Source organism: Flavobacterium sp. CF136, assembly GCF_000282055.1.
In the GTDB taxonomy this organism is placed as follows: Bacteria; Bacteroidota; Bacteroidia; order Flavobacteriales; family Flavobacteriaceae; genus Flavobacterium.
Window position 1 is genome coordinate 45,468 of the sequence record NZ_AKJZ01000015.1, and the last position, 16,686, is coordinate 62,153.

Consider the following 16,686-nt stretch of genomic DNA (forward strand, 5'->3'; position numbering starts at 1 on the left):
TTGCTGACAACCTACAACTGATAACCTACAACTGGAAAAATGAAGATAATCTGTATAGGCAGAAATTATGCCGATCATATTGAAGAACTAAAAAATGAAAAGCCTGCCGAGCCTGTAATCTTTATGAAGCCCGATTCTGCAGTTTTGTTAAAACAGCATCCATTCGTAATTCCTGAATTTTCAGAGGATATTCATCATGAAATCGAAATTATTGTTAAAATTAATAAAGTGGGAAAATATATAGAGCCAAAATTCGCACATAAATATTATGATGAAATTAGTGTAGGCATTGATTTTACCGCTCGTGATTTGCAGACAAAGCTGAAAGAGAAGGGATTGCCCTGGGAAAAAGCCAAGGCCTTTGATGGTTCAGCAGTTATTGGGGATTTTTTACCCAAGACACTTTTTAGTTCCGTAGAAAATCTTACTTTTGAATTGACAAATAATGGTAAAACTGTTCAAAAAGGTAATACCGATCTTATGATTTGGAAAATAGATGAACTTATTTCGTTTGCATCACAATATTTTACATTAAAAATAGGTGATGTTATTTTTACAGGAACACCGGCAGGAGTCGCAGCAGTTAAGCCAAATGATGTTTTAGAAGGCTTTTTAGAGGATAAAAAATTATTTAGAATACAAGTAAAATAATGGCATTAAAATATAATTTATCAAAAGTATACGCACTTTCAGACAATGATACAGAGTTTGTAAATGAAATTCTGAGATTATTTGTTACCGAAGTCCCGGAAGATTTAAAACAAATTAAAGAAGGGATTAAGAAAAAAGATCACAAACATGCATATTCTTATGCACATAAAATAAAACCTACACTTGATTTAATGGGACTGAATGTCGCTTTTGAGGAGATTTTACAAGTTGAAGCCTGGACAAAAGCAGAAGGTAAAAAGAAAGAAATTGTAGAAACTTTTAAAAGCATAAAAACACAGGTTAAAGAAGCCATAAAAGAAATAAAAAAAGACTTTGATTTGTAATATTTGGACGTGACCCAATTTTTGCCTTTTTTTTCAAATCGGTCAAGAATTAGGTCTGGTTATTCACTGTATCTTTTGTTCCTGAAGATTAGTTTAATCAGGTGTTGCTTTTGTCACAAAAGGATGCCGTTTCTACCCCTCACGCAAATCATGTAACAAGAACCTCTTTTTAAATAATGACTTGCATTCTTGTAAGTAAAAATAAGTTAATGATATGAAAGCAGTAATCATTACAATTGGAGACGAAATTTTAATTGGGCAGATTGTTGATACAAATTCCGGTTTTATTGCTAAATCACTTGATCGAATTGGAGTTGAAGTCACTGAAATGATTTCAATAAGTGATGATAAAAAACACATTTTAGATACTTTTGCACAATTACAAAATAAAGTTGATGTTGTAATTGTTACCGGAGGTTTAGGGCCAACAAAAGATGATGTTACTAAAAAAACATTTTGTGATTACTTTAATGATGAATTAGTAGTTGATCCAAAAGTTTTAGCACATGTAACGCAGCTGATAGAAGGTTATTTTAAACGGCCAATTACGCAAATAAACAAAGATCAGGCATTGGTTCCGTCTACGTGTACAGTGCTTCACAATCAGGTAGGTACTGCACCGGGTATGTGGATGAAAAAAGAAAACACTGTATTTATTTCGCTTCCCGGGGTTCCTTTTGAAATGAAATATTTGGTCGAAAACGAAATAATACCAAAGATAGTCCGCGAATATAAACGTCCGTATATTATTCATAAAACGATTTTAACTTATGGGCAAGGGGAGAGCCTAGTTGCAGAACGTATTGAAAATTGGGAAAATAATCTGCCTGATTTTATTAAATTAGCCTATTTGCCAAACCCCGGAAGAGTGCGATTACGATTAACGGCAAGAGGGACTAATAAAGAAGAATTAGACGCTGCTATTGAGGCCAATGTGCAATCTCTGGATGCTATAATTCATGATATCATAGTTGGTTTTGATGACGATGAAACAATTGAAGTAGTTGTTGGAAAAATGCTTACAAAGCAAAAGAGAACTATTTCAACAGCAGAAAGTTTTACGGGCGGAAAAATCGCATCAGCTTTATCTGCTGTTCCGGGAGCTTCAAATTATTTTAAAGGCAGTATAGTTTCATATGCAACCGAAACTAAAGTTAACGTACTTGAGGTTTCACAAGAAGTAATTGATCAGTATTCGGTAGTAAGTGCACAGGTGGCTTCAGCTATGGCTTTGAATGTGAAAAAGATACTTAAAACTGACTATGCAATTGCGACAACCGGGAACGCCGGGCCAACAAAAGGGGATTCAGATGCAGAGATTGGGACTGTTTTTATAGCTTTGGCAACTCCGGATGATATAATTGTTGAAGAATTTAATTTTGGTCAACCACGTGAGAAAGTGATAGATAGAGCTGTTATTAAGAGTTTGGAAATATTACAGAAAGAAATTTTAAAAAATGTGCATTAATTTTTTGCTACAATCGTTTATTTTTCTTTTCTTTGCACCCTGATTTTGAATAACGATAAAAGATAAGTATAATGTCAAGAGTTTGTGACCTTACAGGTAAAAGAGCGATGGTAGGAAATAACGTTTCTCACGCTATGAACAAAACTAAGAGAAAATTTTCTGTAAACTTAGTTAAAAAGCGTTTTTATCTTCCAGAAGAAGATAGATGGATTACTCTTAGAGTAGCAGCATCTACGATAAAAACAATTAATAAAAATGGAATTTCTGCAGTTTTGAAAAAAGCGCAGTCAGAAGGATTTATCAAATAATCCTTTCCTAAATAAATATATAGCAAGATGGCAAAGAAAGGTAATAGAATCCAGGTAATTTTAGAATGTACTGAGCACAAGACTACTGGTGTTGCAGGTACTTCAAGATACATAACAACTAAGAACAAAAAAAATACTCCGGACAGATTAGAGATTAAAAAATTTAATCCAATCTTAAAACGTGTAACTGTTCATAAAGAAATTAAATAATTTAAGTCATGGCAAAGAAAACCGTAGCATCGTTACAAACATCTTCTAAGAGATTATCAAAAGCCATCAAAATGGTAAAATCTCCTAAAACTGGCGCATATACATTCGTAGAATCTATTATGGCACCTGAAGAAGTTGATACTTTCTTGAAAAAGAAATAATAACAATTACAATATATAGAAAAGCTACTTTCATTCGGAAGTAGCTTTTTTATTTTTTATATTTGTCTAAATTTAGAGAAGCATAATAATTGGCTTTTTTTATACATAGTTTCCCGCTTTCCGCTTCAATCTTTTATTCTGAACTCCAGAATAAAAGGATTTCCACTGCAATCGGGGCTAATTAAAAAACAATTTTAGTTTCTTTAAAGATTAGGATTTCAGATTTATCTAATAATCTTGAGTCTAACAATCTAATAACCTACAAAAAATGAGTTTTTTTAAAAAATTATTTTCTACCGATAAAAAAGAGACTTTAGACAAAAGTCTTGAGAAATCTAAAACAACTTTTTTCTCAAAGTTAAGCAAAGCTGTAGCTGGAAAATCTAAAGTCGATGATGATGTTTTAGATAACCTGGAAGAGATTCTGGTAGCCTCAGATGTTGGAGTAAACACCACTTTGAAAATCATTACCCGAATTGAAAAAAGAGTAGCCGAAGATAAATACTTAGGAACAGAAGAATTAAACCAAATTCTTCGTGACGAAATTGGTGCTTTATTATCTGAAACCAATAGAGGTGAGGCAACTGAATTTGAAATCCCTAAAGATAAAAAACCATATGTTTTAATGGTTGTTGGTGTTAATGGAGTTGGTAAAACAACTACTATTGGTAAATTGGCTTATCAGTTTAAAAAAGCTGGTTATAAAGTAGTTTTAGGAGCTGCAGATACTTTTCGTGCTGCTGCGATCGATCAATTGCAGGTTTGGGCAGATCGTGTTGATGTCCCAATTGTTAGACAAAATATGGGAAGTGATCCAGCTTCTGTAGCTTTTGATACGTTGCAATCAGCGGTTGCTCAAAATGCCGATGTGGTTATTATTGATACTGCCGGACGTCTTCATAATAAAATTAATTTAATGAACGAACTTACAAAAGTAAAACGTGTAATGCAGAAAGTTGTTTCTGATGCGCCACACGATGTGCTTTTGGTTTTAGATGGTTCAACCGGCCAGAATGCTTTTGAGCAGGCAAAACAATTTACTGCTGCGACAGAAGTTACTTCGCTTGCTGTAACTAAATTGGACGGAACTGCAAAAGGTGGTGTTGTAATTGGTATTTCAGACCAGTTTCAGATTCCTGTAAAATATATTGGAGTTGGTGAAGGCATTGAAGATTTACAGGTCTTTAATAAATATGAATTTGTAGATAGTTTTTTTAAATAATATCAGAATGAGTTTTTCTTCTTTAAAAAATATAACGCCTGTTACTTTTTATTTCGCAAGCGTTTTGTGTTTTGTTTTGGCAAATGTTCTAAAAGATAAAAGTCTTTCCTTTTATTATATTTTATTGATTTTAGGACTTGGATTCTTTTTCGCAGGTATGATAAAAAGAATAAGTACTAAAAAATAAAATTACTTATGAAATACTATTTTCTCATTATGCTTTTCAGCTTAATTTCTTGTACAAAAGAGAAAAATGAAAATAGTATAGAAAAAAGAACAGTTCAAAAGGTCATTGTTATTCAGCCTTTAGGTAATTTTAAATCGTATCAGGCAAAGAATGTTTTTGATCAAATCAAGATTATTAACTCTAATGTAGTTTTGAGACAAAATATTCCTTTTCCTGAAAATGCTTATTATAAACCCAGAAACAGATATCGTGCTGACAGTATTATAAAATCACTTCTTAATACTATTGGGAAAGATTCAGTAATCGTTGGATTGTCGAATTCTGATATCAGTACTACTAAAAACGGAATTAAAGATTGGGGTGTTATGGGATTGGGCTATAAACCTGGGAAATCTTGTGTAGTTTCTGATTTTAGATTATCATTCAAAAATAAAAATCAACAGTTTTATAAATTAGTTTTGCATGAACTAGGTCATACGGTGGGCTTGCCTCATTGTAAAGCAAAAACATGTTTAATGCGCGATGCTGAAGGAGGAAACCCGCTGGATGAAGAAAAAGATTTTTGCAATTATTGTAAAAGCTTTTTAAAAAGTAAGGGTTGGCAATTAATATAAATAACTATCTTTTTCAAGTCTTTTTGCTGGGTTTTAATTATTGATACAAAGCACTAATTTTTGTCCATAGCTCTTCATCAAAACCGGATAAGGCAAAAGTTGGATTTTCAGGATTTGCAACATCGCCCATTCTAATGATTACCATTTTTTTGCTTGGAATTACATATATTTTTTGGTCATTTTTGCCCAAAGCCATAAACATGTCGTTTGGGCCGGTAGGAATTAAACTTCCATTAAATTGTAGTTGAGATTGCGGTAAATGATAATTCGCTTTTCCGTTAAGCCACCATAAATAACCATATCCTAAATTAATATTTTGTGAAGTATTTGTAGCTTCAGTAAAATAGGCTTCGTTTAAGATAGTAGTATTGTCCCATTTTCCTTTATTGAGCATCAAAAGTCCAAAGCGGGCCATGCTTCTGGATGTACTTGCATAAACGCTATTATTATCAATTTGTACCCAAGTACCATTCATGCCAATTTTATCTCTTAATTTGGCATTGAAATAATTTTGCCAGGTTTGTCCGCTTGCCTGTGCTACGACATCTTGCAACTTTACATATACATTATGATATGCCCAGCGTGTTCCTGCATTGGCTTTGTAAATTAGACTGGCAGGATCAACATCGTCTGTACTGTCATCTAATCCTGATGTCATGTTTAGTAAATTTTTGCAGGTAATGAGGTTTTCCTGAGCAGTTGTTTCGCTTGTCCAGCCCTGACCTATATAATCTGAAACCTTATTATTGATGTTAATAAAACCTTCTTGCTGTGCAATTCCTGTGACTGTTGAGGTTAATGTTTTTCCGGCACTTGCCCAATACCAATTTGTAGTTGCTGAATGTCCGTTGAAATAATTTTCTAAAACGATTCTTCCATTTACTAAAACTATAAATGATTTAGAGTGTTTAAGCTCCAGGTAATCCAAAAGTGGCTGTACGGCATTTTGATTCCATTTTAAGTCTGAAATTGATTGTGTTTCCCACGTAGTTCCTGTTAATGGGGGGAAATACATTGTTTGTGTGGGAGTTGAGTCGTCCCCGGATGATTCTTTGCTGCAACTAATAAAACTTAAAATTATCATCAGCTTAAAAATAGTTTTGGTCATGTTTTTAGGTTTTGGTTTTAGGTTTGACCAAAAATATGTAAAATAGTTTAATGGCTTTTGTGAATTTTTATTTCTTTTGAATTTTATAGGTTAACTTTGTAGTTCACAAAATATTCTTTTGAATACCGGAGTCCTAGCCCTGATGGGAGCGGCATCCTTTTGTGGCAGGGTTTGCCACAAAAGATACAGTCGGACAGCAGGAAACAGCTCCTTCCTTCGATTTCGCTCAGGATGACAAAAGGCTTCGTTTAGAATGACAGTTATTGAATTTTAATATAATAAATATGAAAAACACTTTTATGATTTTGGTTTTGTCGCTTTTGTTTGTGGGCTGCAAACAGGAAATAAAACCGGCAGATATTGCAAAATTGAATGGTTATTGGGAAATCGAAAAAGTGGTTTTTGATAAAGGCGAGGAAAAAGATTATGGTATGAATGAAAGCTTTGATTTTTTTAAGATGAAAGGAAATACAGGAATTAGAAAGAAGGTTATGCCACAATTGGATGGAACTTTTTTAACCGGTAATTCTTTTGAAAATGTATCGGTTCGATTTACAGATAAAGGAACTTTTCTGGATTATAAGACAGCTTACGCGAAGTGGAGTGAGGAATTAATTTCGATTTCGGATGAAAAATTTGTGGTGAAAAATGAGCAGAATAAAGAATATCATTATAAAAAATCCGGACCAATAAATATCCTGAACGATGGCAAAGAGACTAAATAACGAAAGTACGATTGGCGCTGTTCTGCAGCAGATTATTCAAGTGAATAAACTTCAACCCGGAATGGATCAGATTGATGTGAAGGAGGCCTGGAGACAACTCATGGGGAATGGGGTGAATACGTATACGAAAAATGTTGTTTTGAAAGGAAGTACACTTTATGTTGAACTTGGCTCCTCTGTCCTGAGAGATGAATTGAGCCATGGAAAGTCTAAAATAATTAAAATGATTAATGAAGAACTGGGCAGGGAAGTAGTTAAGGATGTTGTCTTGAGGTAGTTTTTCAGTCTCAGTCTCAGTTTTCAGACTAAACTAAGGTAAGGTATAAAAAAACCGTTTCAATTTTGAAACGGTTTTTTTTAAGGCCTTCTGTCACTGAAAACTGCGACTGAAAACTAATAATTAAAACTGCTCTCTACCAGCAAAATGGAATGCACTTTCGATAGCAGCATTTTCGTCGCTGTCTGAACCGTGTACTGCGTTTTCTCCGATAGAAGTTGCGTATGCTTTACGAATAGTTCCTTCAGTAGCTTCAGCAGGATTTGTAGCTCCAATTAAAGTTCTGAAATCTTCTACTGCATTATCTTTTTCTAAAATAGCAGCAACAATTGGTCCGCGTGACATAAATTCAACTAATTCTCCGTAGAAAGGTCTTGCAGCGTGTACAGCATAAAATGCCTGCGCATCAGCTACAGTTAATTGAGTTAGTTTTAATGAAACGATTTTGAAACCTCCATTAGTAATCATTGCCAAGATATTCCCGATATGCCCGTTTGCAACAGCATCCGGCTTAATCATTGTAAAAGTTCTATTTGTTGCCATTTTCTTGCGTTTTTTAAATTTTGTGCAAAAGTAGGTTTTTTTTATGAATTGATTTTAATAAATTCATAATTAAAACTTCATGAAATGATGTTATGGCAATTAAACCTTAAAAATGAGCTTGTTTTTGTAGAATATCCATAAAATAAAGGTCCAGATTCCAACATATACCAAAGCTCCGGCAAATGAAGCCATCATTGGATTGCTGAAAAAAGGTGCGATATCATAACGATACAGATAATTTAAAAGATTAATTTCTTTACCGGTTTTATGAGGGTTTTCAAATTGAATCATTACCAGTGCCTGTGGGATAATCTGTGAAGCGAAAAACACAATCATCGGGTTTACACCCCAGATTAAAAACAATTTGAATCCTTTTTTATATTCAGCAATGTCAATTATAAAATATAAAACAGACAAAGTGGTTGCAGCTAATCCTGTTGTGTACAATACATAACTACTTGTCCAGATTGATTTGTTTATTGGGAAAACAATATTCCAGAGTAATCCGGTAATAATTAATGCTATTCCAATCAATGCTATTTTTTTAGCGATTTCTATTTTAGCTATTTTAAGAAATAGTAATTGTCCGATTAATAAACCAATGATTCCGTTTACTATTGATGGAATTGTACTTAGAATTCCTTCCGGATCCCAGGTTTTGGTTTCGTGATACATATGACCTTTAAGCAGAATACTGTCGAGCCATGAAGCCAAATTGGTTCCTTTTTCCAGATTCGCTTCTCCGATTCCGGGAACGGGAATCAAGTTCATAACTGCCCAATATCCTAATAATAAAAAAACTCCGGTTATGATTTGTGTTTTTTGAGATGTTTTTAGGTATAATAACGAAACAACAAAATAAACAACGGCAATTCGTTGTAAAACTCCCGGAAGACGTACATCCTGATAAGCTTCGATTTCGCTATAGGCTAAAAACAGATAAATTATTAATATTGAGAAAGCAAAAATATTTTTTAGTTTAGAACTGAAATTACCCATTAAAACATATCCAACAGCGATTGTAATAATTAATCTGCCAATAAGAAGCGGAATTCCTTCTAAACCAAAAAGTTGTATTTTTTCGAAGAAATTGAAGAAAATCCCCAAACACAACATTCGTAAGGAACGAACCAGAATTTTATTGAAAGTAGTGTCATCGTATATTTTATCCGGCATTGCAAGGGGAACTGCAACTCCCATAATAAAAATAAAAAATGGAAAAACTAAGTCGGTTGGAGTACAGCCATTCCATTTGGCATGTAAAAGTGGAGGGAAAACATGGCCCCAATCTCCAGGGTTGTTGACAATTGTCATTAATAAAATAGTGAGTCCACGAAAGACATCTAGCGAAATTAAGCGTTCTTTTACCATTGGTTTTGGGTAAATTGATTAGTTAATAATTTTTAAAAGTCGCTATTTGGTTTAAGAGACAATAATTTCAGGACCAGGTGGTTATTTATCCTGAAATTATCGTTGTAACACATAATTATATTGTTATGATTGAAAAATTAGTTTCTAAAGGTCTTAATTTTTGAGTTAATAATGGAATCAGTTGTTCTCCTTTTTCTAAATAAAATTCAGAAAAATTAGCCTGGCGTTCCTGTAAACTGTTATTCGGAAATAATTCGCATTGTAAATCTGTAACACGATCTAATTGATCTTTTAATTTTCTTTTTTGTGCTTTTAGCAGGCGTTTTTCAAGATTTTCCAAACCTTTTGTCTGCTTTATTTCTTGTGCTTTTACAGCTCCGGTAAACGATTTATCGGTTTTTTGAGCTAACTCAAATAGATATTCAAATTGCTTCTCAAGAATTTCTTTTTGAGGGGTTAAGTCAATTGGAAATTCTGAAATTTTATGTGTTATGACATTTGTTAAATCGCTTGGTTTGGTGAATAAATCTTTCCAGGTTAAGCCTAATTGGTCTGCTTTTTTAGCTTGTTTTTCAGTTGTTAAGAGAACTGAGTTTCGAACTAAAATCATCGGAAAAGTGATATTTACAGCATCAAAAAAAGATTTTAATTCCAGCCAGTAAGCAATTTCTCCGCCTCCGCCAATGTAACATAAATTCGGTAAAATAATTTCCTGATACAGCGGACGCATAATCACATTCGGGCTGAATTTCTCCGGATTACTTTCCAGTAATTTTAGAATTTCTTCTTTTGAGAATGAAGTTTTGGTATTGTTGATGATGAATTTATCATTTTCAAAAACTATTCGTTCACGTAAATTGTCTTCAATATAAAATAAATTGATTTCACGCGGATTTACCTGAACCGTATAATCTTTTAGTTTTTCAATAGTCTCCTGAACAGCTTTAAATGAAGTTTGCTCTAATAACTCTTCTTTTATATAAGGAATAAATGCACGTTTTAAGTCGGCGTTATCAGCATCTACAATAACCAAACCTTGCGATGCAAATAAACTGTTCGCTAAAAATCGAGTTGCATCGGCAAGATTATCATGTTTTAAATAGGAGTCTTCAAACAGTTTTTTTAATGTATTTGCATTTGTACTCGCCCCTAATTCTAAAGCATATATTTCGAAAAATTCGGTTAATCCTTCTGTTGAAAGTCTTCCAACGGGGCCATTACTTTCAGTATTCCATCTGAATTTTTTTCCCTTAAAGTTAAAATAATTAATTTCTTCGAAATCGTGATCCTCGGTTGCCATCCAATAAATGGGAACAAAATTATATGCAGGGTATTTCGATTTTAATTCTTTGGTAAGATTAATGGTCGATATGATTTTATAAAGAAAATATAAAGGTCCGCTAAAAAGATTTAATTGATGTCCGGTTGTAACCGTAAATGTATTTTCTGACGATAAAAGCTCAATGTTTTGTTTGGTTAAATCTGAAATTTCAATTGACAAATATTGTTCTTTTAAAACAGAAACTAACGGAATTCGGTTCTGATTATTGAAATTCTGCTTTTTTTCGGTGATTTGTTTTTCAAAGTTTTCCAGCGTTGGAAAATTATTATATAGCGGTTTTAAGTCCGATTTTTGTTCTAAATAATCATGTATCAAAGTAGAAAAATATCCTGAGTTTTGGTAGCTGATACAGTCGGTAGGCATAATTTTGGGTTTATTTTGATAGCTGTAAATTTAATGAAAATATGTAGTTAAAAATGGTTTTAACGATTGCTTATGATTTGAATTTTATTTTTTATTGTAAGTAATTGTAAATCAGTGATTTTTAAGTGTTGTTTGAAAATATTTCAATATTAACTTGTTTATTAGGAAAATATTTTACAAAATTTGCCTCAGAAAAATAAATCACTAACTATTAACAACGAAGACAATGTTTGTATTAAACTTTACCTCTCAAAACATCGCATCAGAATCAGATTCTGTTGGTATGTGTCTTCGTGGCTTTTCTCAATCATAGCAAATTAATTTTAGATATATGAACAAGCCCGAAGTAAATTAACTTTCGGGCTTTTTTTTATTCTAGACTCTTCAAAAAATTCCCGATTACCAGAACTCAATTTATCTGTTTCTGATAAAATGTTTATCAAAATCAGTATTGCTGTTAATCAGCTATGTGTTTTGCAAATATTCTTATTTCTTTTAAAATGATTTAAGATGTTAAGCATTTCCTTTTGCACGATTAACAATTTGCAATATTGATTTTGAAAAGAATATCAATATTAAAAATATAATGGGAAATAAATTATCCGGAAAAGACCTGATTAAAATAGGCTTTCCAAAAAATAATAGTATCAATATTGCTTTAGGGCAAATAAACAGATACCGAAAAAGAGAAAAAAAAGAGAGTATACTAACCGAAGCCAAAGAAGTTTTACTGTTTCCTGAAAAATTTACCGGACACGGAACCTGGGGAAAAGTTGCTGAAGGATTAGTAAATCCGGTACAAGTGCGAATGCATCAATTAAATAATACACGGGCACCGTTTTCGATATTCGGAGAAAATGAAATTGATGAACAGGCGAAGTATCAGTTGTACGATGCTTTAAAATTACCAATTTCAATAGCCGGAGCTTTAATGCCGGACGCACATTCGGGTTACGGATTACCAATCGGAGGTGTACTTGCAACAGATAATGCTGTGATTCCATACGGAGTCGGTGTGGATATCGGATGTAGAATGAGTTTATCAATTTTTGATATTCCGGCTTCATTTTTCAAAGGAAAAGACCATCAGTTGCAGGCAATTCTAAAAGACAATACAAAATTTGGAATGTATGAAACGCACACTATAAAAGCGGATCATGAATTGTTTAGCCGAAGTGAATTTCAGGATATTCCGCTTTTGAAAAATCTTTTGAGTAAAGCTTACAAACAGCTGGGAACGTCTGGTGGAGGAAATCATTTTGTTGAATTTGGAATTGCAAAAATTACAAATCCGCTTAACGAATGGAAAATTGAAGTTGGTGAATATTTTGCGGTGCTTTCGCATAGTGGTTCAAGAGGTTTGGGAGCAAATATTGCCAAACATTATACCTATCTGGCCACAAAACAATGTCCGTTACCGAAAAATGTTCAACACTTGGCGTGGTTAGATTTAAACACACATGATGGTCAGGAATATTGGATGGCTATGAATTTAGCCGGGGATTATGCAAAAGCCTGCCACGATGATATTCATCGCCGAATTGCAAAAGCAATAGGAAAACGAGTTGTTGTTACAATCGAAAATCATCACAATTTTGCGTGGAAGGAAATCGTAAACGGAAAGGAAGCAATTGTGCATCGCAAAGGTGCAACTCCTGCAAACGTTGGTGAATTGGGAATTATTCCCGGTTCGATGACGGCTCCGGGATTTATTGTTCAGGGAAAAGGTAATACTGAAAGTTTAAATTCTGCATCGCATGGTGCCGGACGACTTTTTTCACGTAGAAAATGTAAAGAATCATTTACGCAAAGTGAGATTAATAAAGTCCTGAAAGCAAATGATGTCAGCTTAATTGGCGGAAATATTGATGAAGCTCCAATGGCATATAAAGACATTAATAAAGTAATGGCAAATCAGAACGAATTGGTCGATGTGCTCGGTACATTCACACCAAAGATTGTTAGAATGGACCGCTAAAAAAAACAGAAATTATGGAAAAAATAATTCAAATAACATCGGGTCGTGGCCCAGCTGAATGCAGCTGGGTTGTGGCTCAGGTTTTAAAAACCTTTATAGAAGAAGCAAAGGAGAATAATATTAAAACGACGATGCTCCAAAGAGAAATTGGAATCGAGAACGGAACCGTAGAAACGGCAACAATTTTACTCGAAAGTGATAACCTAAATGCTTTTGCCAATTCATGGATTGGAACGATTCAGTGGATTGGACAAAGCCAGTTTAGAAAATTTCATAAAAGAAAAAATTGGTTTATCGGAATTTTCGAAATTGAAAAATCAACTGCAACAGAAATTTTTGAAAACGATATTCAATATCAGGCAATGCGAAGTTCAGGAGCCGGTGGCCAACACGTAAATAAAGTTAGTTCGGCAGTCAGAGCGACTCATATTCCGACCGGAATTAGTGTCGTTTCGATGGATTCACGTTCGCAGCATCAGAATAAAAAACTGGCAACCGAAAGATTATTGCAGAAATTCAGAGAAGAAACCGTAAAGCAGTTTAAAGCCGAATTTCAGGTACAATGGATGAATCAATTGCAGATTCAGCGGGGAAATCCGGTTCGGGTTTTTCAGGGTTCGGATTTTAAAAAACAAAAACAGGAAAAAAAAATATAAACAGGAAAGACAAAGATTAAAAAGAGAAGATTATTTCGATCGGGATTAATAACTCTCATTTTTGGATTTCTAAAAAAAATCATATATGAAAACAGTAGATAAATACATTTTTGAAGCATTGGACAATTATCCATATTCGCTGGTTGAAACCATAGAATCATTGGATTATGCGTTGTCTTATGATGATAAAAATACCATGGCATTATGCTTATACGGGCGCGTTCAGGCTGATCAATTATTTAAATATGAAGAAGCCAAAGAATTTTTTCAGCAGGCAATCTCCATTAATATCAATGCAATCGAAGTTTATTCGTATTACATTAATACTTTAGTTTTGAATGAAGATTATTCGGAGGCGGCCAAACTTATAGATTTTGCTTTGACCATTAAAGGAATTAATAAAGTTGAAATTCTTCTTAAAAAAGTAATGCTTTTCGAAAGCCGGAAAAATTTCAAAAAAGCGTTGAAAGTATTAAAAGAAGCAAGACTTGTAACTTTAAGTAATGAATATGATTATCTTATTGAAGAGACCGAAAAGCGATTAAATAAAAAATTGGATAAGGTCTCTAAAAAAGAAAAACCGGTCAGGAAAAAAAGTAAATAAATTAGAAAGGATGTCATCATGGCATCCTTTTTATTTTTCAGAAACTTTATGTAATTCAAATCTCAACTATTTAGATTTTGAGTTTTTCACAATGATGCTGTATTTTTAAAGATAAATGTTTGTTACTTTCAGAAATAAGAATCATTTTTATACCCTGTTTTCTTAAAAAAAAAATCTATACCAAAACCATATGAAAAATAACCCCAATCAAAAGAATTCTTTAAGGCATGTTCTTTTTGGCAGTTTAATAGGTACCACAATCGAATTTTTCGACTTTTATATTTATGCCAATGCTGCGGTATTGGTTTTTCCACAATTATTTTTTCCGGGTTCTGATGCGACCATGGCAACTTTAGAATCATTAGCTACTTTTTCAATTGCCTTTTTATCGCGCCCTCTGGGTTCGGCATTTTTTGGACATTATGGAGATAAAATCGGACGCAAGTTTACTTTAGTTGCCGCCTTGTTGACGATGGGTATTTCGACTGTGACCATTGGTTTTTTACCAGGTTATGCCAGTATTGGTGTTGCTGCTCCTTTATTATTGATGTTATGTCGATTTGGACAAGGGGTTGGATTAGGAGGCGAATGGGGAGGAGCAGTTTTGCTGGCTATAGAAAATGCGCCACCAAACAAACGTGCCTGGTATGGTATGTTTCCGCAACTGGGTGCTCCAATTGGGTTGTTACTTTCGGGAGGAACCTTCTTGTTGTTAACGGATTCAATGAGTAGCGAAGATTTTATGGATTATGGCTGGAGAATTCCTTTTATTGCCAGTTCTCTTTTGGTAGTAGTTGGATTTTATATCCGAACTAAAATTACAGAAACACCTTCTTTTGAGAATTCAAAAAAGGAACATGAAGAAGTAAAAATTCCATTTTTGACCTTGATTAAATCGTATAAAAACCAATTGATTTTCGGGACATTAGCAGCCATTACAACATTCTTAGTATTTTATCTGATGACTGTATTTACATTGAGTTGGGCAACCACTGATTTAGGTTATGCTAAAAGAGATTTCTTATTGATTCAGTTGTTTTCAGTATTGTTTTTCGCCTTTTTTATTCCAATTTCTGCAGTAGTTGCGGATAGAATAGGACGTCGTAAAATGTTGATTATTGCCACGACTGCTATTGCTCTTTTTGGTTTTTTCTTTTCGTATTTTCTAAATTCAGGAAGTTCAGCTATGGTAACATTCTTTTTATGTACTGGAATGGCTTTAATGGGATTTACTTATGGACCTTTAGGAACATTCTTGTCTGAATTATTTCCTACCACAGTTCGTTATTCCGGAGCTTCATTAACCTTTAATCTGGCAGGAATCCTTGGTGCTGCTTTTGCCCCGATGATTGCAATTTGGCTGGCAAGCACTTATAGTTTAACTTATGTAGGTATATATCTGACTTCAGCAGCTTGTATTTCATTATTTTCTTTACTGGCAATTAGTAAGAAGGAACATAAGTTTTAGAAACTATAATTTATTAGGATATTATGAAGGTAATGATTGTAATCGTTACCTTTTTTTGTTTCCGAAAATAAATAAATATATAAAATGTTTTGTTAATATAAAAAGTATTTAGATATTTGTCTAAATATATAAATATATGAATGCTATTTTTAAAGCTTTAAACGATGCTACTCGAAGAGAAATTCTCGAACTTTTGAAACAGAAAGATTTGTCTGCAGGAGAAATAGCAGATGCCTTTAATATTTCAAAGCCCAGTATTTCCCATCATTTGGATATTTTGAAACGAGCAGATTTAATTACTTCTGAAAAAAATGGACAGTTTATTATTTACTCCATTAATACTACAATAATGGAGGATGTTTTACAATGGATACTAACTTTTAAAAAATAATAAGATGAATTTAGAATTTAAAAAAGAGCTTCCGTTAATAGGAATTGTTTTGGTACCTTTTGTGTATTTGGCTGTAATCTGGAATAATCTCCCTGAGAAAGTGCCAGTACATTGGAATTATAATGGACAAATTGATCGATGGGGAGAAAAATATACATTGATTATAATCGTATTTTTATTTACAATTTTTTTGTATGTTCTTATGCTTATTATTCCTAAAATTGATCCTAAGAAAAGATTAGAAGTAATGGGTGGTAAATTTTATCAGCTAAAATTCATCTTACTTTTATTTTTCTCCGGCTTAGCCTTAATAATTGTAAATATTTCTAAAAATGAGTCTCTGTCAAATCCAGGCTTGATTAATACTTTGATTGGTTTTTTGTTTATAGTTTTAGGGAATTATTTTAAAGTGATACAACCCAACTATTTTATTGGAATAAGAACACCCTGGACTCTTGAAAATAAAGAAGTTTGGAAATCTACACATGCATTTTCAGGAAAACTTTGGATGTTGGGAGGGGTAATAATTGTACTGTCAGGTTTATTGCTTTCAAATAAACTACTAAAGTATAGCTTGATAAGTGTTATGGTAATAATTGTAATTGTACCAATTCTTTTTTCTTATTTTAAATTTAAACAAATCAAAAAATGATTCTTGTAAAAATCTTCACTTTAATTTTGATTACTATTTTCTC

The 16,686-nt window shown here is 33.1% G+C and carries 20 protein-coding genes; 16 read left to right on the forward strand and 4 right to left on the reverse strand.

Features of this window, described 5'->3' with window-relative positions:
* The first annotated feature begins 39 nt into the window (after positions 1 to 39).
* The 8 genes from PMI10_RS06320 to PMI10_RS06355 all read left to right on the forward strand — a co-directional run bounded on the left by PMI10_RS06320 (position 40) and on the right by PMI10_RS06355 (position 5,165).
* The gene (locus PMI10_RS06320; RefSeq protein ID WP_007805810.1) at positions 40 to 651 is read left to right on the forward strand and encodes a fumarylacetoacetate hydrolase family protein; all 612 of its coding nucleotides are present in this window, start codon (positions 40 to 42) and stop codon (positions 649 to 651) included.
* A complete protein-coding gene (locus PMI10_RS06325; protein ID WP_007805812.1) occupies positions 651 to 995 on the forward strand; it encodes an Hpt domain-containing protein in 345 nt (114 codons plus the stop codon). The genes PMI10_RS06320 and PMI10_RS06325 overlap by 1 nt, the downstream gene beginning before the upstream one ends.
* 214 nt (positions 996 to 1,209) lie before the next feature.
* A complete protein-coding gene (locus PMI10_RS06330) occupies positions 1,210 to 2,463 on the forward strand; it encodes a CinA family nicotinamide mononucleotide deamidase-related protein (RefSeq protein ID WP_007805813.1) in 1,254 nt (417 codons plus the stop codon).
* Positions 2,464 to 2,534: 71 nt separating this feature from the next.
* Positions 2,535 to 2,771: a 50S ribosomal protein L28 gene (rpmB, locus tag PMI10_RS06335; protein ID WP_007805815.1), complete on the forward strand. Its 237-nt coding sequence runs from the start codon at positions 2,535 to 2,537 to the stop codon at positions 2,769 to 2,771.
* A gap of 27 nt (positions 2,772 to 2,798) precedes the next feature.
* Positions 2,799 to 2,981, forward strand: coding sequence for a 50S ribosomal protein L33 (gene rpmG, locus PMI10_RS06340; protein WP_007805817.1), 183 nt, complete (start codon positions 2,799 to 2,801; stop codon positions 2,979 to 2,981).
* Positions 2,982 to 2,989: 8 nt separating this feature from the next.
* Positions 2,990 to 3,142 (forward strand): DUF4295 domain-containing protein, encoded by a 153-nt coding sequence (locus tag PMI10_RS21855; protein ID WP_007805819.1) that lies wholly within the window; start codon positions 2,990 to 2,992, stop codon positions 3,140 to 3,142.
* 268 nt (positions 3,143 to 3,410) lie between these two features.
* Entirely contained in the window at positions 3,411 to 4,364 is a 954-nt protein-coding gene (ftsY, locus tag PMI10_RS06345) for a signal recognition particle-docking protein FtsY (protein WP_007805821.1), read from the forward strand.
* 195 nt (positions 4,365 to 4,559) lie between these two features.
* Complete coding sequence (locus tag PMI10_RS06355) at positions 4,560 to 5,165, forward strand: Zn-dependent protease (RefSeq protein WP_007805824.1); 606 nt, start codon at positions 4,560 to 4,562, stop codon at positions 5,163 to 5,165.
* Positions 5,166 to 5,202: 37 nt separating this feature from the next.
* On the opposite strand, the gene PMI10_RS06360 is transcribed toward PMI10_RS06355, so the two are convergent.
* Entirely contained in the window at positions 5,203 to 6,273 is a 1,071-nt protein-coding gene (locus PMI10_RS06360) for a serine hydrolase domain-containing protein (protein WP_007805825.1), read from the reverse strand.
* A 284-nt stretch (positions 6,274 to 6,557) separates the two neighbouring features.
* On the opposite strand from PMI10_RS06360, the gene PMI10_RS06365 reads away from it, so the two are divergent.
* Positions 6,558 to 6,998 (forward strand): hypothetical protein, encoded by a 441-nt coding sequence (locus PMI10_RS06365; protein WP_035631496.1) that lies wholly within the window; start codon positions 6,558 to 6,560, stop codon positions 6,996 to 6,998.
* The gene (locus PMI10_RS06370; protein ID WP_007805827.1) at positions 6,979 to 7,275 is read left to right on the forward strand and encodes a DUF721 domain-containing protein; all 297 of its coding nucleotides are present in this window, start codon (positions 6,979 to 6,981) and stop codon (positions 7,273 to 7,275) included. Before PMI10_RS06365 ends, PMI10_RS06370 begins: the two co-directional genes overlap by 20 nt.
* 123 nt (positions 7,276 to 7,398) lie before the next feature.
* Here PMI10_RS06370 and PMI10_RS06375 read toward each other — a convergent pair whose 3' ends face one another.
* The 3 genes from PMI10_RS06375 to bshC form a co-directional block, all read right to left on the reverse strand.
* Entirely contained in the window at positions 7,399 to 7,818 is a 420-nt protein-coding gene (locus PMI10_RS06375) for a nucleoside-diphosphate kinase (protein WP_007805828.1), read from the reverse strand.
* A 99-nt stretch (positions 7,819 to 7,917) separates the two neighbouring features.
* Positions 7,918 to 9,189, reverse strand: coding sequence for an acyltransferase family protein (locus PMI10_RS06380; protein WP_007805829.1), 1,272 nt, complete (start codon positions 9,187 to 9,189; stop codon positions 7,918 to 7,920).
* Between the two features lie 115 nt (positions 9,190 to 9,304).
* A complete protein-coding gene (bshC, locus tag PMI10_RS06385; RefSeq protein ID WP_007805830.1) occupies positions 9,305 to 10,894 on the reverse strand; it encodes a bacillithiol biosynthesis cysteine-adding enzyme BshC in 1,590 nt (529 codons plus the stop codon).
* A 586-nt stretch (positions 10,895 to 11,480) separates the two neighbouring features.
* On the opposite strand from bshC, the gene PMI10_RS06390 reads away from it, so the two are divergent.
* The 6 genes from PMI10_RS06390 to PMI10_RS06415 all read left to right on the forward strand — a co-directional run bounded on the left by PMI10_RS06390 (position 11,481) and on the right by PMI10_RS06415 (position 16,643).
* Positions 11,481 to 12,872, forward strand: coding sequence for an RtcB family protein (locus PMI10_RS06390; RefSeq protein WP_007805831.1), 1,392 nt, complete (start codon positions 11,481 to 11,483; stop codon positions 12,870 to 12,872).
* 14 nt (positions 12,873 to 12,886) lie between these two features.
* The gene (gene prfH, locus PMI10_RS06395; protein ID WP_007805832.1) at positions 12,887 to 13,528 is read left to right on the forward strand and encodes a peptide chain release factor H; all 642 of its coding nucleotides are present in this window, start codon (positions 12,887 to 12,889) and stop codon (positions 13,526 to 13,528) included.
* Between the two features lie 85 nt (positions 13,529 to 13,613).
* Entirely contained in the window at positions 13,614 to 14,132 is a 519-nt protein-coding gene (locus tag PMI10_RS06400) for a hypothetical protein (protein WP_007805833.1), read from the forward strand.
* A gap of 190 nt (positions 14,133 to 14,322) precedes the next feature.
* A complete protein-coding gene (locus PMI10_RS06405) occupies positions 14,323 to 15,600 on the forward strand; it encodes an MFS transporter (protein WP_007805834.1) in 1,278 nt (425 codons plus the stop codon).
* A gap of 136 nt (positions 15,601 to 15,736) precedes the next feature.
* The gene (locus tag PMI10_RS06410; protein WP_007805836.1) at positions 15,737 to 15,991 is read left to right on the forward strand and encodes an autorepressor SdpR family transcription factor; all 255 of its coding nucleotides are present in this window, start codon (positions 15,737 to 15,739) and stop codon (positions 15,989 to 15,991) included.
* 4 nt (positions 15,992 to 15,995) lie between these two features.
* The gene (locus tag PMI10_RS06415; protein WP_007805837.1) at positions 15,996 to 16,643 is read left to right on the forward strand and encodes an SdpI family protein; all 648 of its coding nucleotides are present in this window, start codon (positions 15,996 to 15,998) and stop codon (positions 16,641 to 16,643) included.
* Positions 16,644 to 16,686: the final 43 nt, after the last annotated feature.